A 13,237-nucleotide genomic window follows, 5' to 3' on the forward strand; every position below is an offset into this window, starting at 1 on the left:
GCAGTGTCTGATTGCTTCTATCGAAAGATGGATGACAAATTGCTGTTTATCAGGTATTTTGTTATTGGTTATTTTATACTGGTTAGCAAACTCTTCTTGCTAACCAGTTAATTGTCGGGTGTCAGGAACAGGCTCGCAAGCCTGTTCCACCCTGTTCCACACAGAGTGAATTTTATTGTAAGGCGGGCAGGATGCCGGCCCTACAGATTATCAACTGCGATTATTTCCAATTTTGCCACGAACTATTGAAAATAGAAGTACCCGGAAAGGCGATCGGATTGGCATTTTGTTGCAACCGCAACTGCAACACTTCCAAGTTGGGCTCGCGGGACGGCAATTCGTCCACTAATTCATAAGGGAGAATCCCCTTTTCTAGGGAAAAAGCAGCCGTAACTCCCGCCGCCGCACCGGCAGACCATTCAAAAGAATGCACTCGATAAGCAGCGGCCGCTGTGTGGCTAACAGCAATACTTTTACCCGCCACTAACATATTGTCAATTTTCTGGGGAATCATTGCCCGCAGCGGAATTTGGAAGGGATAAGCTTGCCCTTGACCTTTGCGAGTACCTTCCCGTTCGGTATTTCCTGGTGCTTCCGGCGGACTGTTGGTCATGCAGGGGTGAAAGTCGATCGCATAATGACCAATCCCCACAGAATCAGGATAAATCGTAGCGCGCGATCGCGATTTTGTATCCTCAACAGATTGACTTCCCACAGCCAAAGCCGGCGCATTCAAACCACCCACAGCTAACCACAAATTGCGATACTCTTCCTCCGACAAATTCTGGCGGTAAAAATCAGCCGTAAAGTCAGTGCGAGACATATCAACTTCCCACACCGTAAAACCTTGAGGCTGATTGAAACTCGGTCGCCCAATAATGCGCCGGCCCTCCCGCATATAAGGATATTTAGAAAGTCCGTGCACCGTCCCCATCGGCGAATCCAACCCGCTCAAAAAACGATTGTTTGGATTAGGCTTTTTGACTCCCTCTCCTAGCTGCGAGTCAGTAGTTCCTGTTACCAGCCAGTAGAAAAATCCTTTGGCATTTTCCTCTCCCTTTCGCAAAGTTTCGGTTCGCAAACCGCCCATCCATCCCCCCGGTTGCAGTTGACCTGCTGCCTCCAACTGCTCGCGAGAATAAATTAAATTATCCTGGGCAGAACCGGGACGATAGTCATTGCCCCAAGTCCAGTTTTGCATCGAAATATCCCCCGGATAAATCGGGAATTGCTTCGGGTCGGAAGGTCGCTTTTCATCCGGTCTCATGCTCCTGATTTGGCGGTAGGTGAAAACTAAGGGAAAGCTCGCCAATCTCTGCAATTCGTAGCTGTAGTAAGGAGCGTATTGTTGATAAAAAGACGGCATTTGATGCTGTTGCGGTTCCTTCGTTGCCTCCATCGCAAAGGTGTAGGTAAAACCTTGAGTGCAGTAAGCGTCGCCGGTGGGGCTGGCAGAAGAAGGTTCGAGAGGGGAACGCGGGTCAATTCCGAGGCGGTAGGGAACATCCGCAAGTCCGATCAATTCTCCTGTTTCAGTGGCATCTACCACATACCACTCAGCAGGTCTAGGTTTTGAATTTGACTGGTTAGGTGGTTTGGGAATAAACCGAATAATAGTTTTGTTAAATCGCGGAGAATTTTCGTAGCGATAGGCATCTTCGATCGTCTGAGAAAGAGTTTCGGTGTTGATTGGTGGCGTGTTGGCGGCGGGTTTGTGTTGAATGGCGATCGCACTTTTAATTTGTTGACCCCCTACCGCATTCCCCGCCACAGCAGGAGTAATTGCTAGTTCTTTAATAACTGTATTGGGAAACCATTTCAGCGTGCCTTTGCCTTTTTTAGCGGCATCCTGCAAGATGTTAAATAGAATTTTGTGACCGTCGTATGGCATAAAACACGAATAGCTAACCCAACAGCCTCCGGGATTTAGCCGGCCGTAATGTTCCTTGATCCGCTCCCGCAATTCTAGGTAGCCACGGGGGTAAAATAAGAGCGATCGCTGAGTATCTCTTTCATCGAGTGCGGAAGTTCCCTGGGAGGAAATTTGACCGCCTACCCAATCAGTAATTTCAGTGAGGCAAACTGTGCGCCCCGCCAGCAAACCTTCGTAAGCGGTAGCAGCCCCTGCGAGACCGCCGCCTGCTACTAGAATGTCGCAAGTTTCAGCAGTGTCGGGATTGCGGGGAGGTGCGGCAAATACTGGCGAAATGCTCCCCATCGCGGAAATTATGCCGAGGGTGAGGCTAAGGATCGATCGACCTTTGAGCAAAAATAGATACTGTCGAAGTTTCATCGGAGATTGTGGAATTAATTTTGACATAGCGCGAAAAACACTCATCCCATTTAAATGTTTATTTTGCAGTATACTGGTATTTCGCGCTGTTGTCAGGGAAAACTTTTTTAGAGAAGAGGCATTAATACCAGCAACAACTATTGAACAGCCGGATGAACCTTATGCTCAAGATAGTCAAATTTTTTAGGTTATTTATTCCTTTTGAGACTTTAACAATTACCACCAGTTTAACTTATTCGGAAGTTTTACGCAGGTTGGACGAAGTTGTTACTCCTCCCAAAGTTTTTAGAATAATTATACCCTTTTGTCAGCCCCCTGCGAAACCCTATGAAGGAACGATTGATGGCAAAACCTTCAAAATTAATCGCATCATCATCGGCAGACATTTATTGTTCCCAATTATACAAGGATATATACATAATCAACAGTTCGGTTGTTCCATCAGGATTAGGATGAGTTTACATACGACAGTTATAGGATTTCTGATTCTGTGGCTGTGGACAACTGGCAGTATTGGAATGTTTTCTTTATTTGCTTGGTTAGTCGAACCATCGGTGGGAGCCATATTTTTACCAATTTTAGGAATGTTTATTTTTGGCTGGCTTTTGTGCTTGATTCCATTTAAAATAGAGGCAAAAGCAGCTATAAAATTCTTGTCGATTCTCTTAACATAAAGTAATTGATTACGACCATATTTGAGCTGTATTATTAAAAACAATCGGGCTTCATTTGCAGTAAAAAAAAACTAAATTTTCCGGGATTACCCATGCGTCAAAACCAACTCAAACAAAAAATTAAACAAGGCGAAACAGTCCTCGGTTTATTTATGAACTGCGCTTATCCCGCATTCATGGAAATCTGCGGTCACGCTGGATTTGATTTCGCCGTTATCGATATGGAACACGGCCCCCTGAACCCGCTTGCTGCTGAAGATTTGTGTCGCGCCGCCGACTGCACCGGAATTGCACCGATTGTTCGTGTCCGCAAAAACGACGGGCCGCAAATTCAACGAGCTCTCGACATCGGCAGTGCAGGAGTTCAAGTACCTCAAATTGAAAGCAAAATCGATGCCGAAACCGCTGTCAAAAGTGCTAAATACAGTCCTCTGGGCACGCGAGGCCTTTCCTTTGCTACGCGGGCAGGACTTTACACCGCTGCAGGTACAAATATCACCGATCGACTCAACGAAGAATCCTTAGTTGTGATTCATGTCGAAGGCAAATGCGGCATCGACAACCTGGCAGAAATTGTTACTGTGCCAGAGGTGGACGTGATTTTTCTGGGGCCTTACGATTTGTCACAGTCGATCGGCATTCCCGGCCAAGTCCGCGATCCCCGAGTCATCGACATGATGCAAGAGGCAGTCCAAACCATCCGCAAAGCAGGCAAAGCCGCCGGTACTTTTGCCGAAAACCCCGAAATCGCCCAGCAGTGGATTGATGCTGGCGTTCAGTACGTCGCACTTGGGGTCGATGTTGCCGTTTTCCTGCGGGCCTGTCAGTCGCTGGTGAAAGCAGTCAATCGATTTTAGATTTTAGATTTTAGATTTTAGATTGGGGATTTTGGATTAAAAGAAGAACCAGCCCCCAATTCATCTTGTCGTCTTTACGATATCTTTGCAATTTTTGTAGTGTCTTTTACGACACATACAAAAATCCTGCGCTAGAGTAGAAGCATACACCTCCTCCAGGCAAAATTAGGGAGGGGAGCAAGGCTTCAGGGAGTAAAATCTATGAAAACCGTATTAGAATCCATTCATTTGGATTATGCCTTCATGTTTACTTTCAAAAAAGTAAACTCGATTAAGCTAGAAGGCTTCAAGGAATTTTTTGACGATATGCCTGTCGATCCGTATGTGAAAGGTAAGTATCGTTCGAGAAGATTATCGCGGTTTGCAGTCAACGGAAATGAGTTAGTTAAGCTACCTCACGGCTATTTGTATCAAAGCAAAACATACAATCCGCTAGTGGGTGATATCAGGCGGGAATTTGCCGAATTGGACGATCGGCTAATCGCCCTCGATAATTTCAAACAGATGATTTTTGCTTTTTTCGATTCCTGCAAAATTCACCCGGAAGCTGAAATCGGCATCCATCAAATCAGAACGACTTGTTCGCCAAACAATTTCGGCAACCCCGCACCGGAAGGCATTCACCAAGACGGTACTGACTTTATCGGGATTTTCTCAGTTGACAGAACTAATATTGTCGGCGGGGAAACGCATTTGTACTTGGCTAAAAAAGAGAAGCCTGTTTTTAATAAAATTCTGCATCCGGGAGAATTGCTGTTAGTTAACGACCACGAGTTTTTCCACTTTACTACACCGATTAAACCGGAATCTGAAGGAGTGGGAACCAGGGATGTCTTTGTGCTGACTTCTCCGAGTTTGCTTACCGATTGAGGATACAGTCCTGGACGCATAACCTAATGATGTAGGGTGCGTACTACGCACCTTACTCCGATTACCCATTACTGCATCCCACAGATCGCCTTTTGGTTGCGCCCCCACCCATCTCGATCGTGGTTAATGCTTGGGAAAATCGATTCCTGAAATGGATATTCCTTCCATCTTCTCCACATATCGTCCTTGAGCAGCTACACATTCTGCCATTTTTTTAGCTTGTATGGGTTGACTCCTTGGATCGGGCGAGATACCTCTATACTCCCATGTACCGCGAATGTCGCCAGAGAATGCTTTTCCATTGTTTTTTAATACTAGCTCTGTGCCAGTTGCATCAATATAGAATTTCCCATTTTCCACAGACACGCTGCTAATTGTGATAGATTCGACTCCTTTGTAGGGATTTGCAGGGCCATCAACGATCTTGATGCAGATTCTATTGTTTTGATGTGCAATCTCTCTACGGGAGTTATTGAACATTGTTCCTTGAGCGTAGTAAGCTCCTGTGGGTAGAATTGTAGAGCCCTGTTGATTACTTTGAGCAGAGGACAATGATGAGATTGACAGAAGGATAGAACTAACAATTAGTGTTTCGATCGCCAAAAATTTCATTTGCAACAAAACTCCATTAAAATTGTTTTTTCAGATTCTACACGATCGCAAATGCTCTATAAACTTCTCTAGAGTTCTTGCAAAAGTCAAATTCACCTCCAGCAAGTCCCCCCTTATTCAGGGGAGCAACAAGAATAATCTTGCTTCTTCCCCTGATTCAAGGGCAGGGTTGGGGTGGGTGCTTTGTGTTTTTACAAGAGTTCTAATCATGACTCAAGTCATTACTACAAACCTTTCGTTAGTAGTGAGGACTTTATTCGTCTTTCTGGCGTTTAGTCAATCATGACTCAAGTCCTGACTACAAACCTGCGTATTTTCCTAAAAAGCCAGGTTTATGCCTCTAGCAACTCACAGATAAATCTTATCGAAACTTCCGTTCAGACTCTTGAATCGGAACATCATTAATACTAGCTTCACGTCTTCGCATTAACCCATTTTCGGCAAATTCCCACTGTTCATTACCATAGGCGCGATACCAGTAGCCAGAATCATCGTGCCACTCATACTCAAATCGAACAGAAATCCGATTATCTGTAAAACTCCACAGTTCTTTCTTTAAACGGTAATCTAATTCCTTTGCCCATTTTCGTCTTAAAAAAGCCTTGATTTCTTCCCGTCCGCTGAAGAATTCGGCACGGTTTCGCCACTGAGAATCTTCCGTATAAGCTAAGGCTACTCGTTCTGGATCGCGGGTATTCCAGGCATCTTCAGCAGCTTGAACTTTGGCTTTAGCCGTTTCTAACGTAAAGGGCGGTAGAGGTGGTTTAGTTTCCATCAGCTTTGTTTTTTGTGATTATAAAATATCAGGTGCGGGATGCTCGCGCTACAGAGAGAGTTTTGGGAATTTGAGATCAATCCTCAGCATCGGGATCGATTCCCATTGCTCGCAGTCGATCGGCTAACTGGGTAATTTTTCGCTCTGCTTGTTCGGCTCTTTCCCGTTCTTGTTCGGCTCTTTCCCGTTCTTGTTCGGCTCTTTCCCGTTCTTGCTCGGTTCTAGCCCGCTCAATTTCAACTTGTTCGGAGCCAGTTAACAGCAAATTTCCCTGCGAATCCCACCACCGCAGCCAAAGCAATTCTTGATTTTGATAGCTTCCCTGCCACAGTCCCAATTCTACATCTAGTACAGGAATGGGATAGTGACCGCGTGCGTTTGGCTGCATCCTTTGATACACAAAATCTATCAGGTGATAGACTTCTAAATTGCCAGTTCTCATTTCATAAATGCCGTAGTAAGGAATGCGAATAATTCTCTCGTACACCCAAAACTTACCCGGTTTAGTGGTAGTACCGTCAGCGGCCACAGTCAAGGGAGTACGATCGCGCTCTTCCTCTCCATTACCGCTAGCAAATTCTAAAGCAATGAACGGAGCCATGTGTTCCCGCCAAAGTACATAAGAACGGCGAAAACCGTCAAGTGTTGCGGGTACATTCGGCACGTAAAACCAATCCGGTGCTTCTGCGCCTCGCTCTGGCGGGTCAGTTTCTCGCCAGTAAATGCCGCAATCTTGCCCGATCGCATATTGTCCGTCTGGATGCAGCCGCTCTACAACCGGCCCGATCGAATCTGTCAGAATGATGCTCTGAGGATGCTCCTGAAAATTTTTCACAAATGTACCGTCTTCGTCTGGCAATTGGGTATGATCGGGGAATGCAGGAGGCAGACCTGTAGCAGTTATTATCTCAGTCATCGTCTTTTCCGTGCAGTTATTGTTAATTGTACTGCGAAATTTTAGAGCAATCTGATTTGAAACTTTAGCTAATATTCGCTAATATGGAAAAGCGATCGTAAAAGGTAAGTCAAATGGTTGTCGCAATTTCTAAAGCGGGATTGGGTACAGGTGCGGCTTTCCTGTCAAACGTGACATGGGAGACTCTGGAAAAATTGGATGCTGATTTGGCAGACACTGGGGCGCGCTTAACTTATTTGGATGGGTGTTTAGAAATTATGGCCCCTTTATCTGATGCTCATGAAGAACCTAAAAATACTTTAGGTCAGGTTTTAGAAGTTTATATGCGGACGAAGGACATTCGTTTCTACGGACGCGGCAGTACAACCATCGGGATGAAGGAGTTGGGTGCACGGAAAGAACCGGACGAGTCTTATTGTTTGGGTACGCGCAAGTCGGTTCCAGATTTGGCGATCGAGGTAACAGTGACGAGTGGTGGAATTGATACGCTGGAAATCTATCGTCGTGTGGGAGTGCAGGAGGTTTGGTTTTGGGAGGATGGGGTAATTTCGGTTTATTGCTTGCGTTCTACGGGGTATGAGTTGGTGAGTAAGAGCGAACTTTTGCCGGAGTTGGATTTGCGATCGATCGAGTTTTATTCGCGGATGGCGGATCAATATGATGCGGTGAATGCTTTTATGCGATCGATGTAGAAGTTGAGAATTGCGATCGATGTTACAGTTTGATACTGCTAGGATTTGACTTGGATTGAATGTATTGTTGAAATACAGGATTGAGTAAAAATAGCGCTCCCGCTCCTACTTGTACTTTTTCCAGTAAGCCGCGCCGCGCTAAAGATTGTATGGCTTGCCAAAATTCTGATTTAGATAACTCAATATCGGCAGGTGCTTGGGAAATATCTACCGCTTCATCTTGACTTGCTAACCAATGGCTTACATTTTTTTCTGACTCCGATAAACGCTCTAAGTGAGATTCTAAAATGGTTTCTAAGTCACCTAAATAAATATCATTATTATCGGTTAAAAACCGGGAAGCGCTACCGTCAAAGAATTCTAAAATTGTTGAAGCTATGATATTTAACCAGGAAGGATGACATTGATAAAGGGCGATCAAGTCTGACCATTTTTCCTCATCTGCTAATCCTTTTTCTCTGAGAATTTCTGCTGATTCTTTCCCTAACCCTTTGAGGTGTAAGGTTCGTGCAGGTAGGTTTAGTGCTTCTAAAGCAGTAATTTCTCTGGGTTGTTCCCAACTGAGGATAATTAAACAACTCTGATGAGAGGATGTGGCAATTTGTTTGAAAAATTTGCCATAGTCTTCATAGCCTGCTAAATATTGACCTGCTAATTGACTGCTTTTAAAAATATTTTCTACGTCATCAAGGATTACTAAACAGCGAGAAGATCGAAAATAATCGATGATTGTGGGTAATGCGGGTTGTGGCGATCGCCCAAAAAATTGCTTGAGTTCGGTTTGGAGGGTTGAAAGTGTGGGAGTGTTGGTGAGGCTTAACCAAATAATATAATCAAATTCGGTTTGAGTTTGTTCGATGAGTTTGAGGGCGATCGCACTTTTGCCAATTCCACTTAAGCCGTAGACGGTAATCAAGCGGGTGTTTGCTTGTACAATCCATTGTTTGAGGGTGGAGAGTTCTGAGGTGCGATCGTAAAAGTAAGGGAGTTCGGGTGCGTCGGTTAAATCGATTATGGGCGATCGGGCTTGATTTTGGGGAGATTCAGGGGGATTGGGCGATCTGATTTTTGTATCTTCAATAGTTTGTATAAATTGACCACCAATATTAATATTATCAACTTGTAATAAACAGTGACCTGATTTGGAATTTTGGGAGACCCTATGTTTTTTCTCTAACTTAGAACGAAAGTTATATTTATTAAGGTCTTCTCCTAATTCCTCACGCAACTTTTCCCATAACTTAGCCGCTTCTTTTTTTACGTGAGATTCACTACAATTATAATCTTTAGCTATTTGAGGATATTTCTGTCTTTGCCAAACACCCGTTACTATTGCTTCCTGTAGGGGTGTAAGATGTTCTCCTGTTTTATCAAAAATCGAATTATTCGCCCATTGTACAACATCTTCAACATTCATGGGTCAGCGTTGAGTGAGGTTGAGTGTACTATATCCTACTCAATCATACTTTGTCAACTGAATTATACCAACTTCTACTAAATTGGTTCAGGATGGTTAGAAAAATTGGGTACTAAATCCGACTGTTTGGAGTTGTCATATTTTATAGAAAGTATTGCAGAATAGAATCAGAGAATTCACTATGACAATCTGAGCCATAGTATTTATCACATCTATATATTGTGCGTAATCTCTGTAAATAGACGCTTTAACCATCATGGAAGTGATCACAAAGTTTTATCAACCTTGGCTTGAAAAATGGGGAAACCATCGCTTTCAAGCTATCCTCTTGATATGTTTCTTCCTCTGGACACCGCTCCTAGTTGCGGAAACTTTGCAGGTGCAAAATTCCTGTTATCCGATGATTAAGTGGTCTAAAGACTTGCGACCCGAATGCCTAGATGATAAGAGCGGCGGCGATAAGAGCAGCGGTAATAAGAGCGGCGGCGATAAGAGCGGCGGCGATAAGAGCAGCGGTAATAAGAGCGGCGGCGATAAGAGCATCGGCGATAATTTGCAGGAGTCATTGGGACAACTTATAGACTCTGCCAAACAACATCCCGATCTTAGTGGAGCAACTATTGGAATTGCTTTTGGAACTGGTGCAGCTATCGCTAATGCACCTTTAGTTGTTACCGTAGGAATTGGTATTGCTTTGTGGTTAGCTATCAGAACAGCACTTTCTAGTTAGAAAGATAAATCTTTGATTTATCTTTCTAACTTTTCTAACATATCTTTAAGGAAAAAAATACTAACAATGGAACCTCTTTCTAATGAATCTCAACAATCTTATGACTTAGCGAATAGTCCCTTAAATACTGAGTCGCAAGTTATTCCTTCTGCCACTGGGCAACTTCAGCCCAATTCAAATACTCAAGAATCCCCATCTTTGTCACTAAGATTTTTAGGAGGGGAAATGTTAGCAGGTAGATGGGCTGTGCTGGGAATTGTAGTAGTTGCTATTGGGTGTACATTTTTTCTTTTAACCAAAGGAAGCGAATTTTGCTTTTTTAGCACTTGTAGCATGGGCGATACTGGGGCATCTAGTGCTATTAATTTTTGGGGATTTTTAGGAGGAACAGCAACTTTAATAATCCTCACCACCGTAATTGGGGTTCCGCTTGTTCCTGCTGTTGCTGCGGCATTGGGAATTTGGTTCTTGATGCTAAATTCACTCCATTAGTTTCTGAAAATAAAATTACTTACTTCCCAAATATGAATCTAGTTGAAGTTGATGATGTCTCCAAATCATTCCGCAAAGGTTTCGGTGCTAATCAAATCCTTGAGAATATCAATCTCACTGTAACGGACAATGATTTTATTGTTTTGCGCGGTGAAAATGGATCTGGAAAATCTACATTAATTAATTTAATCCTAGGAATATTACGACCTAGTAGTGGACAGATTAAACTTATGGGGCTTCCCCCAGATAACTCTTTTTCTAAAATTGGCTTGGGCGTAGTTTTGCAAGACACTCAAGTTCCTCGAAAAGTTAAAGTTAAAGAATTAGTTGATTTGCTGCGAAGCTATTACCCCAATCCTATTTCAAGTCAAGAGATTTTGAATAAAGTTAATCTCACACACAAGGAAGATGCTTGGGCAACTGATTTATCCGGGGGTCAAAAGCAGCGACTCTATTTTGCCATCGCTTTGGCAGGAAATCCTAAACTTCTCATCCTTGATGAGCCAACGAGGAACTTAGATGATAAAGGCTATGAAGAATTTTGGAACCAAATAAAACTCTGTCGCCAACAGGGAATCACCATTTTAATGGTAACAAACAATAAATCGGACTGGAATCAACTAGATACTTTAGCTACTCGGTACGTTAATCTTTACAATTTCTCTGAATCTTCGCAAAAAAGCCAATTAGTTGAAGAGTTTCAGATGGCTAATAAATCAGAAGAAAAGTTAGAGCCTACTTCGGTAACTGAAACATTCGTTAATAAATCAGAGGCTTTAAATCAAAACATTTTGGCAATTATTAAAAACCAAATTTCCTTTGAAATATCACAATTGCTGAGGACTCCTCTGTTTCTCGTTGCAACTCTTAGCTTAGTAGGTTTTGTCCCCCTCTTAAAATTTCCAGGTATAACAGAAGATTCTGCAATACAACCTATAATTTATCTTTCTGGAATTATCTTGTTTACAATTGTTATTGATCGTCTCGGCAAACGAATTGCTGTTGAGCGCTCTGAAAGATGGCTTAAATTATTGAGGACGACACCTTTACCTCCAGTCGCATACATAGTAGCAAAGATAGCGACCGCCCTCATACTTTGTACCGTCAGTCTTTTACTAATTTTTGTTCTGGCAAGCTGGCAATTGAAAATACCAGGTGATCCTAGTTCCTGGTTAATTATCTTCCTCTGCCTAATTCTAGGTATTATCCCCTTCGCAATTATTGGTCTGGCACTGGGATATTTAATCGACCCCAGAAGTGCTGATTCTATCCTCAGCTTATCGTTAATTGTTGTTGCTCTAACCTGCGGAGCATATCCACTTTCTGAATCAAAAATTGTACAAAATTTGATGGTACTATCGCCGTTTTACCACTATCGAGAGTTGGTTTTTTGGGCAGCAAAATTGGATGGAGATAATCAGATATTTCTACACTTGCTGTGGCTAATTTGGAGCTGTGGCGTGTTCGGATTAATTGCTACTTGGTCATACCAGAGAGATCAAGCAGTTCAGTAAGTTCCTATCATCAACACAAGTTAAAAAGGCGGCATCAGGCGACCTCTTTAGTAATTATCAAAGACGGGTAAAGGGAGATTCATGGTAAGACTAAGTAGAATCGAGTCTTCCAATACCTCTTGTAATTCTTCTGACACACCCTCCTACATTTTACAAATCGCCCTACCTCCTCACTGGCTGAAATCCCTGCACAAAACTCACCCAGCGTGGTACTTTATCACCTGTAATATCTAGGATGGGAATGTTGAAACTTCTGACATCGGGGCGACCGACTTCACCACCCGAAAAACTCACATTCGTAGGTTCCGATTTACCTAAACCATAGGCACTAACTATTTGATTAGCAAGTCGGCAGGTTATTTCAAAACTTCCCATATTAATCCTGCCACCTCCAGCCGCGTAATTCCAAGTAAGACCGGGTGTTAAATTCTCTTGTTGACACATAAAGTGGGTGACTTCAAACATTTTGGCAATGTGAACGTCATATCGCCTTAAGCGTCCTCCATACGCCGATGCAGTGGTATCGCTTTCTGGTACTACAATCGATCCAAATCCTTCGTCAAAACCAAGCTTCATCGGTAGTGCCGTGGAACTTGTGAGCGGTTGACTCGCTTGAGGTTGTACGCGAGTCGGTGACATCTGTATTGGTTTGACAAATTGACTATTAGCGCGAATAAAACAACCTTGCGCCGCACCAGCAGTGTAGTTTTTTCCTACAAAAAGCCAAGGTAAACCCCTGGTATCAAGGAAAGTAACACCAGCATTACCAGGAAAGCTTTCCAAACGCTGTCCCTGTTTTAAAACACCAACTACAGACCAATTAAAAACATCAAATGGAGTGCGGTTGTCAACACGCATAAATTCTTCAAAAGAAGAGTTCATACGACAATTTAACCCCTTTGGGTCTGGGTCTACTACTTCCCAATAAGTATGATAATATCTTCCCATATAATCCCCTTGATTATTAGGACTTGGGAAAGCTGCTGTAGAACCCAGTTTAGCTGTTCCTAATACCAGAAGAGTGGCAAGAGAAATGGTTTTTAATTCTTTTAACATGGGGCTCACTTTTTAAAGACTACATTTATTGGCAATCAAAGCGCGATCGCACTTCTTCAACAATCTCGACAGCACATCATGGGATGAAAAGCCGACTTACACCCATATAAGTATTAATATCAAGCACAATTTCAACCAGACGAACTGCACAACGCTGCCGATATTCAGAGTCATTCAACAAGCGGTCAGCATCGCCAATAGTAATCACGGGGAGTGATGTAGAAGTAATTTCCTCGCGCATCACTTGTTCTAGTGAGTTATCCAGGGCTATTTCATTCTAGTGTAAGGCCTGATAGAATAACAGATTAATCTCACTGAGGGTTCAGGTCAAAATGTCCC

13 protein-coding genes are annotated in these 13,237 nt (G+C 43.2%); 7 read left to right on the forward strand and 6 right to left on the reverse strand.

From position 1 onward, the window contains the following. Window positions 1-220: 220 nt before the first annotated feature. Window positions 221-2,320, reverse strand: coding sequence for an FAD-dependent oxidoreductase (locus tag Q5691_RS12340; protein WP_445305827.1), 2,100 nt, complete (start codon window positions 2,318-2,320; stop codon window positions 221-223). A 227-nt stretch (window positions 2,321-2,547) separates the two neighbouring features. On the opposite strand from Q5691_RS12340, the gene Q5691_RS12345 reads away from it, so the two are divergent. The 3 genes from Q5691_RS12345 to Q5691_RS12355 all read left to right on the forward strand — a co-directional run bounded on the left by Q5691_RS12345 (window position 2,548) and on the right by Q5691_RS12355 (window position 4,694). Continuing rightward, window positions 2,548-2,967, forward strand: a complete 420-nt coding sequence (locus tag Q5691_RS12345; RefSeq protein WP_333345018.1) for a hypothetical protein — start codon at window positions 2,548-2,550, stop codon at window positions 2,965-2,967. Window positions 2,968-3,059: 92 nt separating this feature from the next. Continuing rightward, on the forward strand, window positions 3,060-3,824 hold the full coding sequence (locus Q5691_RS12350) for an aldolase/citrate lyase family protein (protein WP_333228826.1): 765 nt from the start codon (window positions 3,060-3,062) through the stop codon (window positions 3,822-3,824). A 201-nt stretch (window positions 3,825-4,025) separates the two neighbouring features. After that, complete coding sequence (locus Q5691_RS12355) at window positions 4,026-4,694, forward strand: 2OG-Fe dioxygenase family protein (protein WP_333139431.1); 669 nt, start codon at window positions 4,026-4,028, stop codon at window positions 4,692-4,694. 123 nt (window positions 4,695-4,817) lie between these two features. Here Q5691_RS12355 and Q5691_RS12360 read toward each other — a convergent pair whose 3' ends face one another. The 3 genes from Q5691_RS12360 to Q5691_RS12370 form a co-directional block, all read right to left on the reverse strand. Further along, on the reverse strand, window positions 4,818-5,306 hold the full coding sequence (locus tag Q5691_RS12360) for a hypothetical protein (protein WP_333345021.1): 489 nt from the start codon (window positions 5,304-5,306) through the stop codon (window positions 4,818-4,820). Window positions 5,307-5,667: 361 nt separating this feature from the next. Continuing rightward, window positions 5,668-6,081 (reverse strand): nuclear transport factor 2 family protein, encoded by a 414-nt coding sequence (locus Q5691_RS12365; protein WP_190657739.1) that lies wholly within the window; start codon window positions 6,079-6,081, stop codon window positions 5,668-5,670. 76 nt (window positions 6,082-6,157) lie between these two features. After that, window positions 6,158-6,997 (reverse strand): Uma2 family endonuclease, encoded by an 840-nt coding sequence (locus Q5691_RS12370; RefSeq protein ID WP_333211600.1) that lies wholly within the window; start codon window positions 6,995-6,997, stop codon window positions 6,158-6,160. Between the two features lie 113 nt (window positions 6,998-7,110). On the opposite strand from Q5691_RS12370, the gene Q5691_RS12375 reads away from it, so the two are divergent. After that, the gene (locus Q5691_RS12375) at window positions 7,111-7,689 is read left to right on the forward strand and encodes a Uma2 family endonuclease (protein WP_333211602.1); all 579 of its coding nucleotides are present in this window, start codon (window positions 7,111-7,113) and stop codon (window positions 7,687-7,689) included. A 22-nt stretch (window positions 7,690-7,711) separates the two neighbouring features. Here Q5691_RS12375 and Q5691_RS12380 read toward each other — a convergent pair whose 3' ends face one another. Then, entirely contained in the window at window positions 7,712-9,106 is a 1,395-nt protein-coding gene (locus Q5691_RS12380; protein WP_333345023.1) for an ATP-binding protein, read from the reverse strand. 256 nt (window positions 9,107-9,362) lie between these two features. On the opposite strand from Q5691_RS12380, the gene Q5691_RS12385 reads away from it, so the two are divergent. The 3 genes from Q5691_RS12385 (at window position 9,363) to Q5691_RS12395 (ending at window position 11,842) form a co-directional block, all read left to right on the forward strand. Continuing rightward, complete coding sequence (locus tag Q5691_RS12385; protein ID WP_333345025.1) at window positions 9,363-9,836, forward strand: hypothetical protein; 474 nt, start codon at window positions 9,363-9,365, stop codon at window positions 9,834-9,836. 66 nt (window positions 9,837-9,902) lie between these two features. Next, window positions 9,903-10,328: a hypothetical protein gene (locus Q5691_RS12390; RefSeq protein ID WP_333157733.1), complete on the forward strand. Its 426-nt coding sequence runs from the start codon at window positions 9,903-9,905 to the stop codon at window positions 10,326-10,328. Beyond that, a complete protein-coding gene (locus Q5691_RS12395) occupies window positions 10,298-11,842 on the forward strand; it encodes an ABC transporter ATP-binding protein/permease (RefSeq protein WP_333345027.1) in 1,545 nt (514 codons plus the stop codon). The genes Q5691_RS12390 and Q5691_RS12395 overlap by 31 nt, the downstream gene beginning before the upstream one ends. A 162-nt stretch (window positions 11,843-12,004) precedes the next feature. Here Q5691_RS12395 and Q5691_RS12400 read toward each other — a convergent pair whose 3' ends face one another. Next, window positions 12,005-12,898 (reverse strand): hypothetical protein, encoded by an 894-nt coding sequence (locus Q5691_RS12400; RefSeq protein WP_333345029.1) that lies wholly within the window; start codon window positions 12,896-12,898, stop codon window positions 12,005-12,007. Window positions 12,899-13,237: the final 339 nt, after the last annotated feature.

Source organism: Microcoleus sp. w1-18aA5, assembly GCF_036701705.1.
GTDB lineage: Bacteria > Cyanobacteriota > Cyanobacteriia > Cyanobacteriales > Microcoleaceae > Microcoleus.

Excerpts from the sequence above, each read along its gene's own strand:
- Q5691_RS12340 (WP_445305827.1), bottom strand. The coding sequence starts at position 2,320 with ATGTCAAAATTAATTCCACAATCTCCGATGAAACTTCGACAGTATCTA.
- Q5691_RS12350 (WP_333228826.1), top strand. The coding sequence starts at position 3,060 with ATGCGTCAAAACCAACTCAAACAAAAAATTAAACAAGGCGAAACAGTC.
- Q5691_RS12355 (WP_333139431.1), top strand. The coding sequence starts at position 4,026 with ATGAAAACCGTATTAGAATCCATTCATTTGGATTATGCCTTCATGTTT.
- Q5691_RS12360 (WP_333345021.1), bottom strand. The coding sequence starts at position 5,306 with ATGAAATTTTTGGCGATCGAAACACTAATTGTTAGTTCTATCCTTCTG.
- Q5691_RS12365 (WP_190657739.1), bottom strand. The coding sequence starts at position 6,081 with ATGGAAACTAAACCACCTCTACCGCCCTTTACGTTAGAAACGGCTAAA.
- Q5691_RS12370 (WP_333211600.1), bottom strand. The coding sequence starts at position 6,997 with ATGACTGAGATAATAACTGCTACAGGTCTGCCTCCTGCATTCCCCGAT.
- Q5691_RS12375 (WP_333211602.1), top strand. The coding sequence starts at position 7,111 with ATGGTTGTCGCAATTTCTAAAGCGGGATTGGGTACAGGTGCGGCTTTC.
- Q5691_RS12380 (WP_333345023.1), bottom strand. The coding sequence starts at position 9,106 with ATGAATGTTGAAGATGTTGTACAATGGGCGAATAATTCGATTTTTGAT.
- Q5691_RS12385 (WP_333345025.1), top strand. The coding sequence starts at position 9,363 with ATGGAAGTGATCACAAAGTTTTATCAACCTTGGCTTGAAAAATGGGGA.
- Q5691_RS12390 (WP_333157733.1), top strand. The coding sequence starts at position 9,903 with ATGGAACCTCTTTCTAATGAATCTCAACAATCTTATGACTTAGCGAAT.
- Q5691_RS12400 (WP_333345029.1), bottom strand. The coding sequence starts at position 12,898 with ATGTTAAAAGAATTAAAAACCATTTCTCTTGCCACTCTTCTGGTATTA.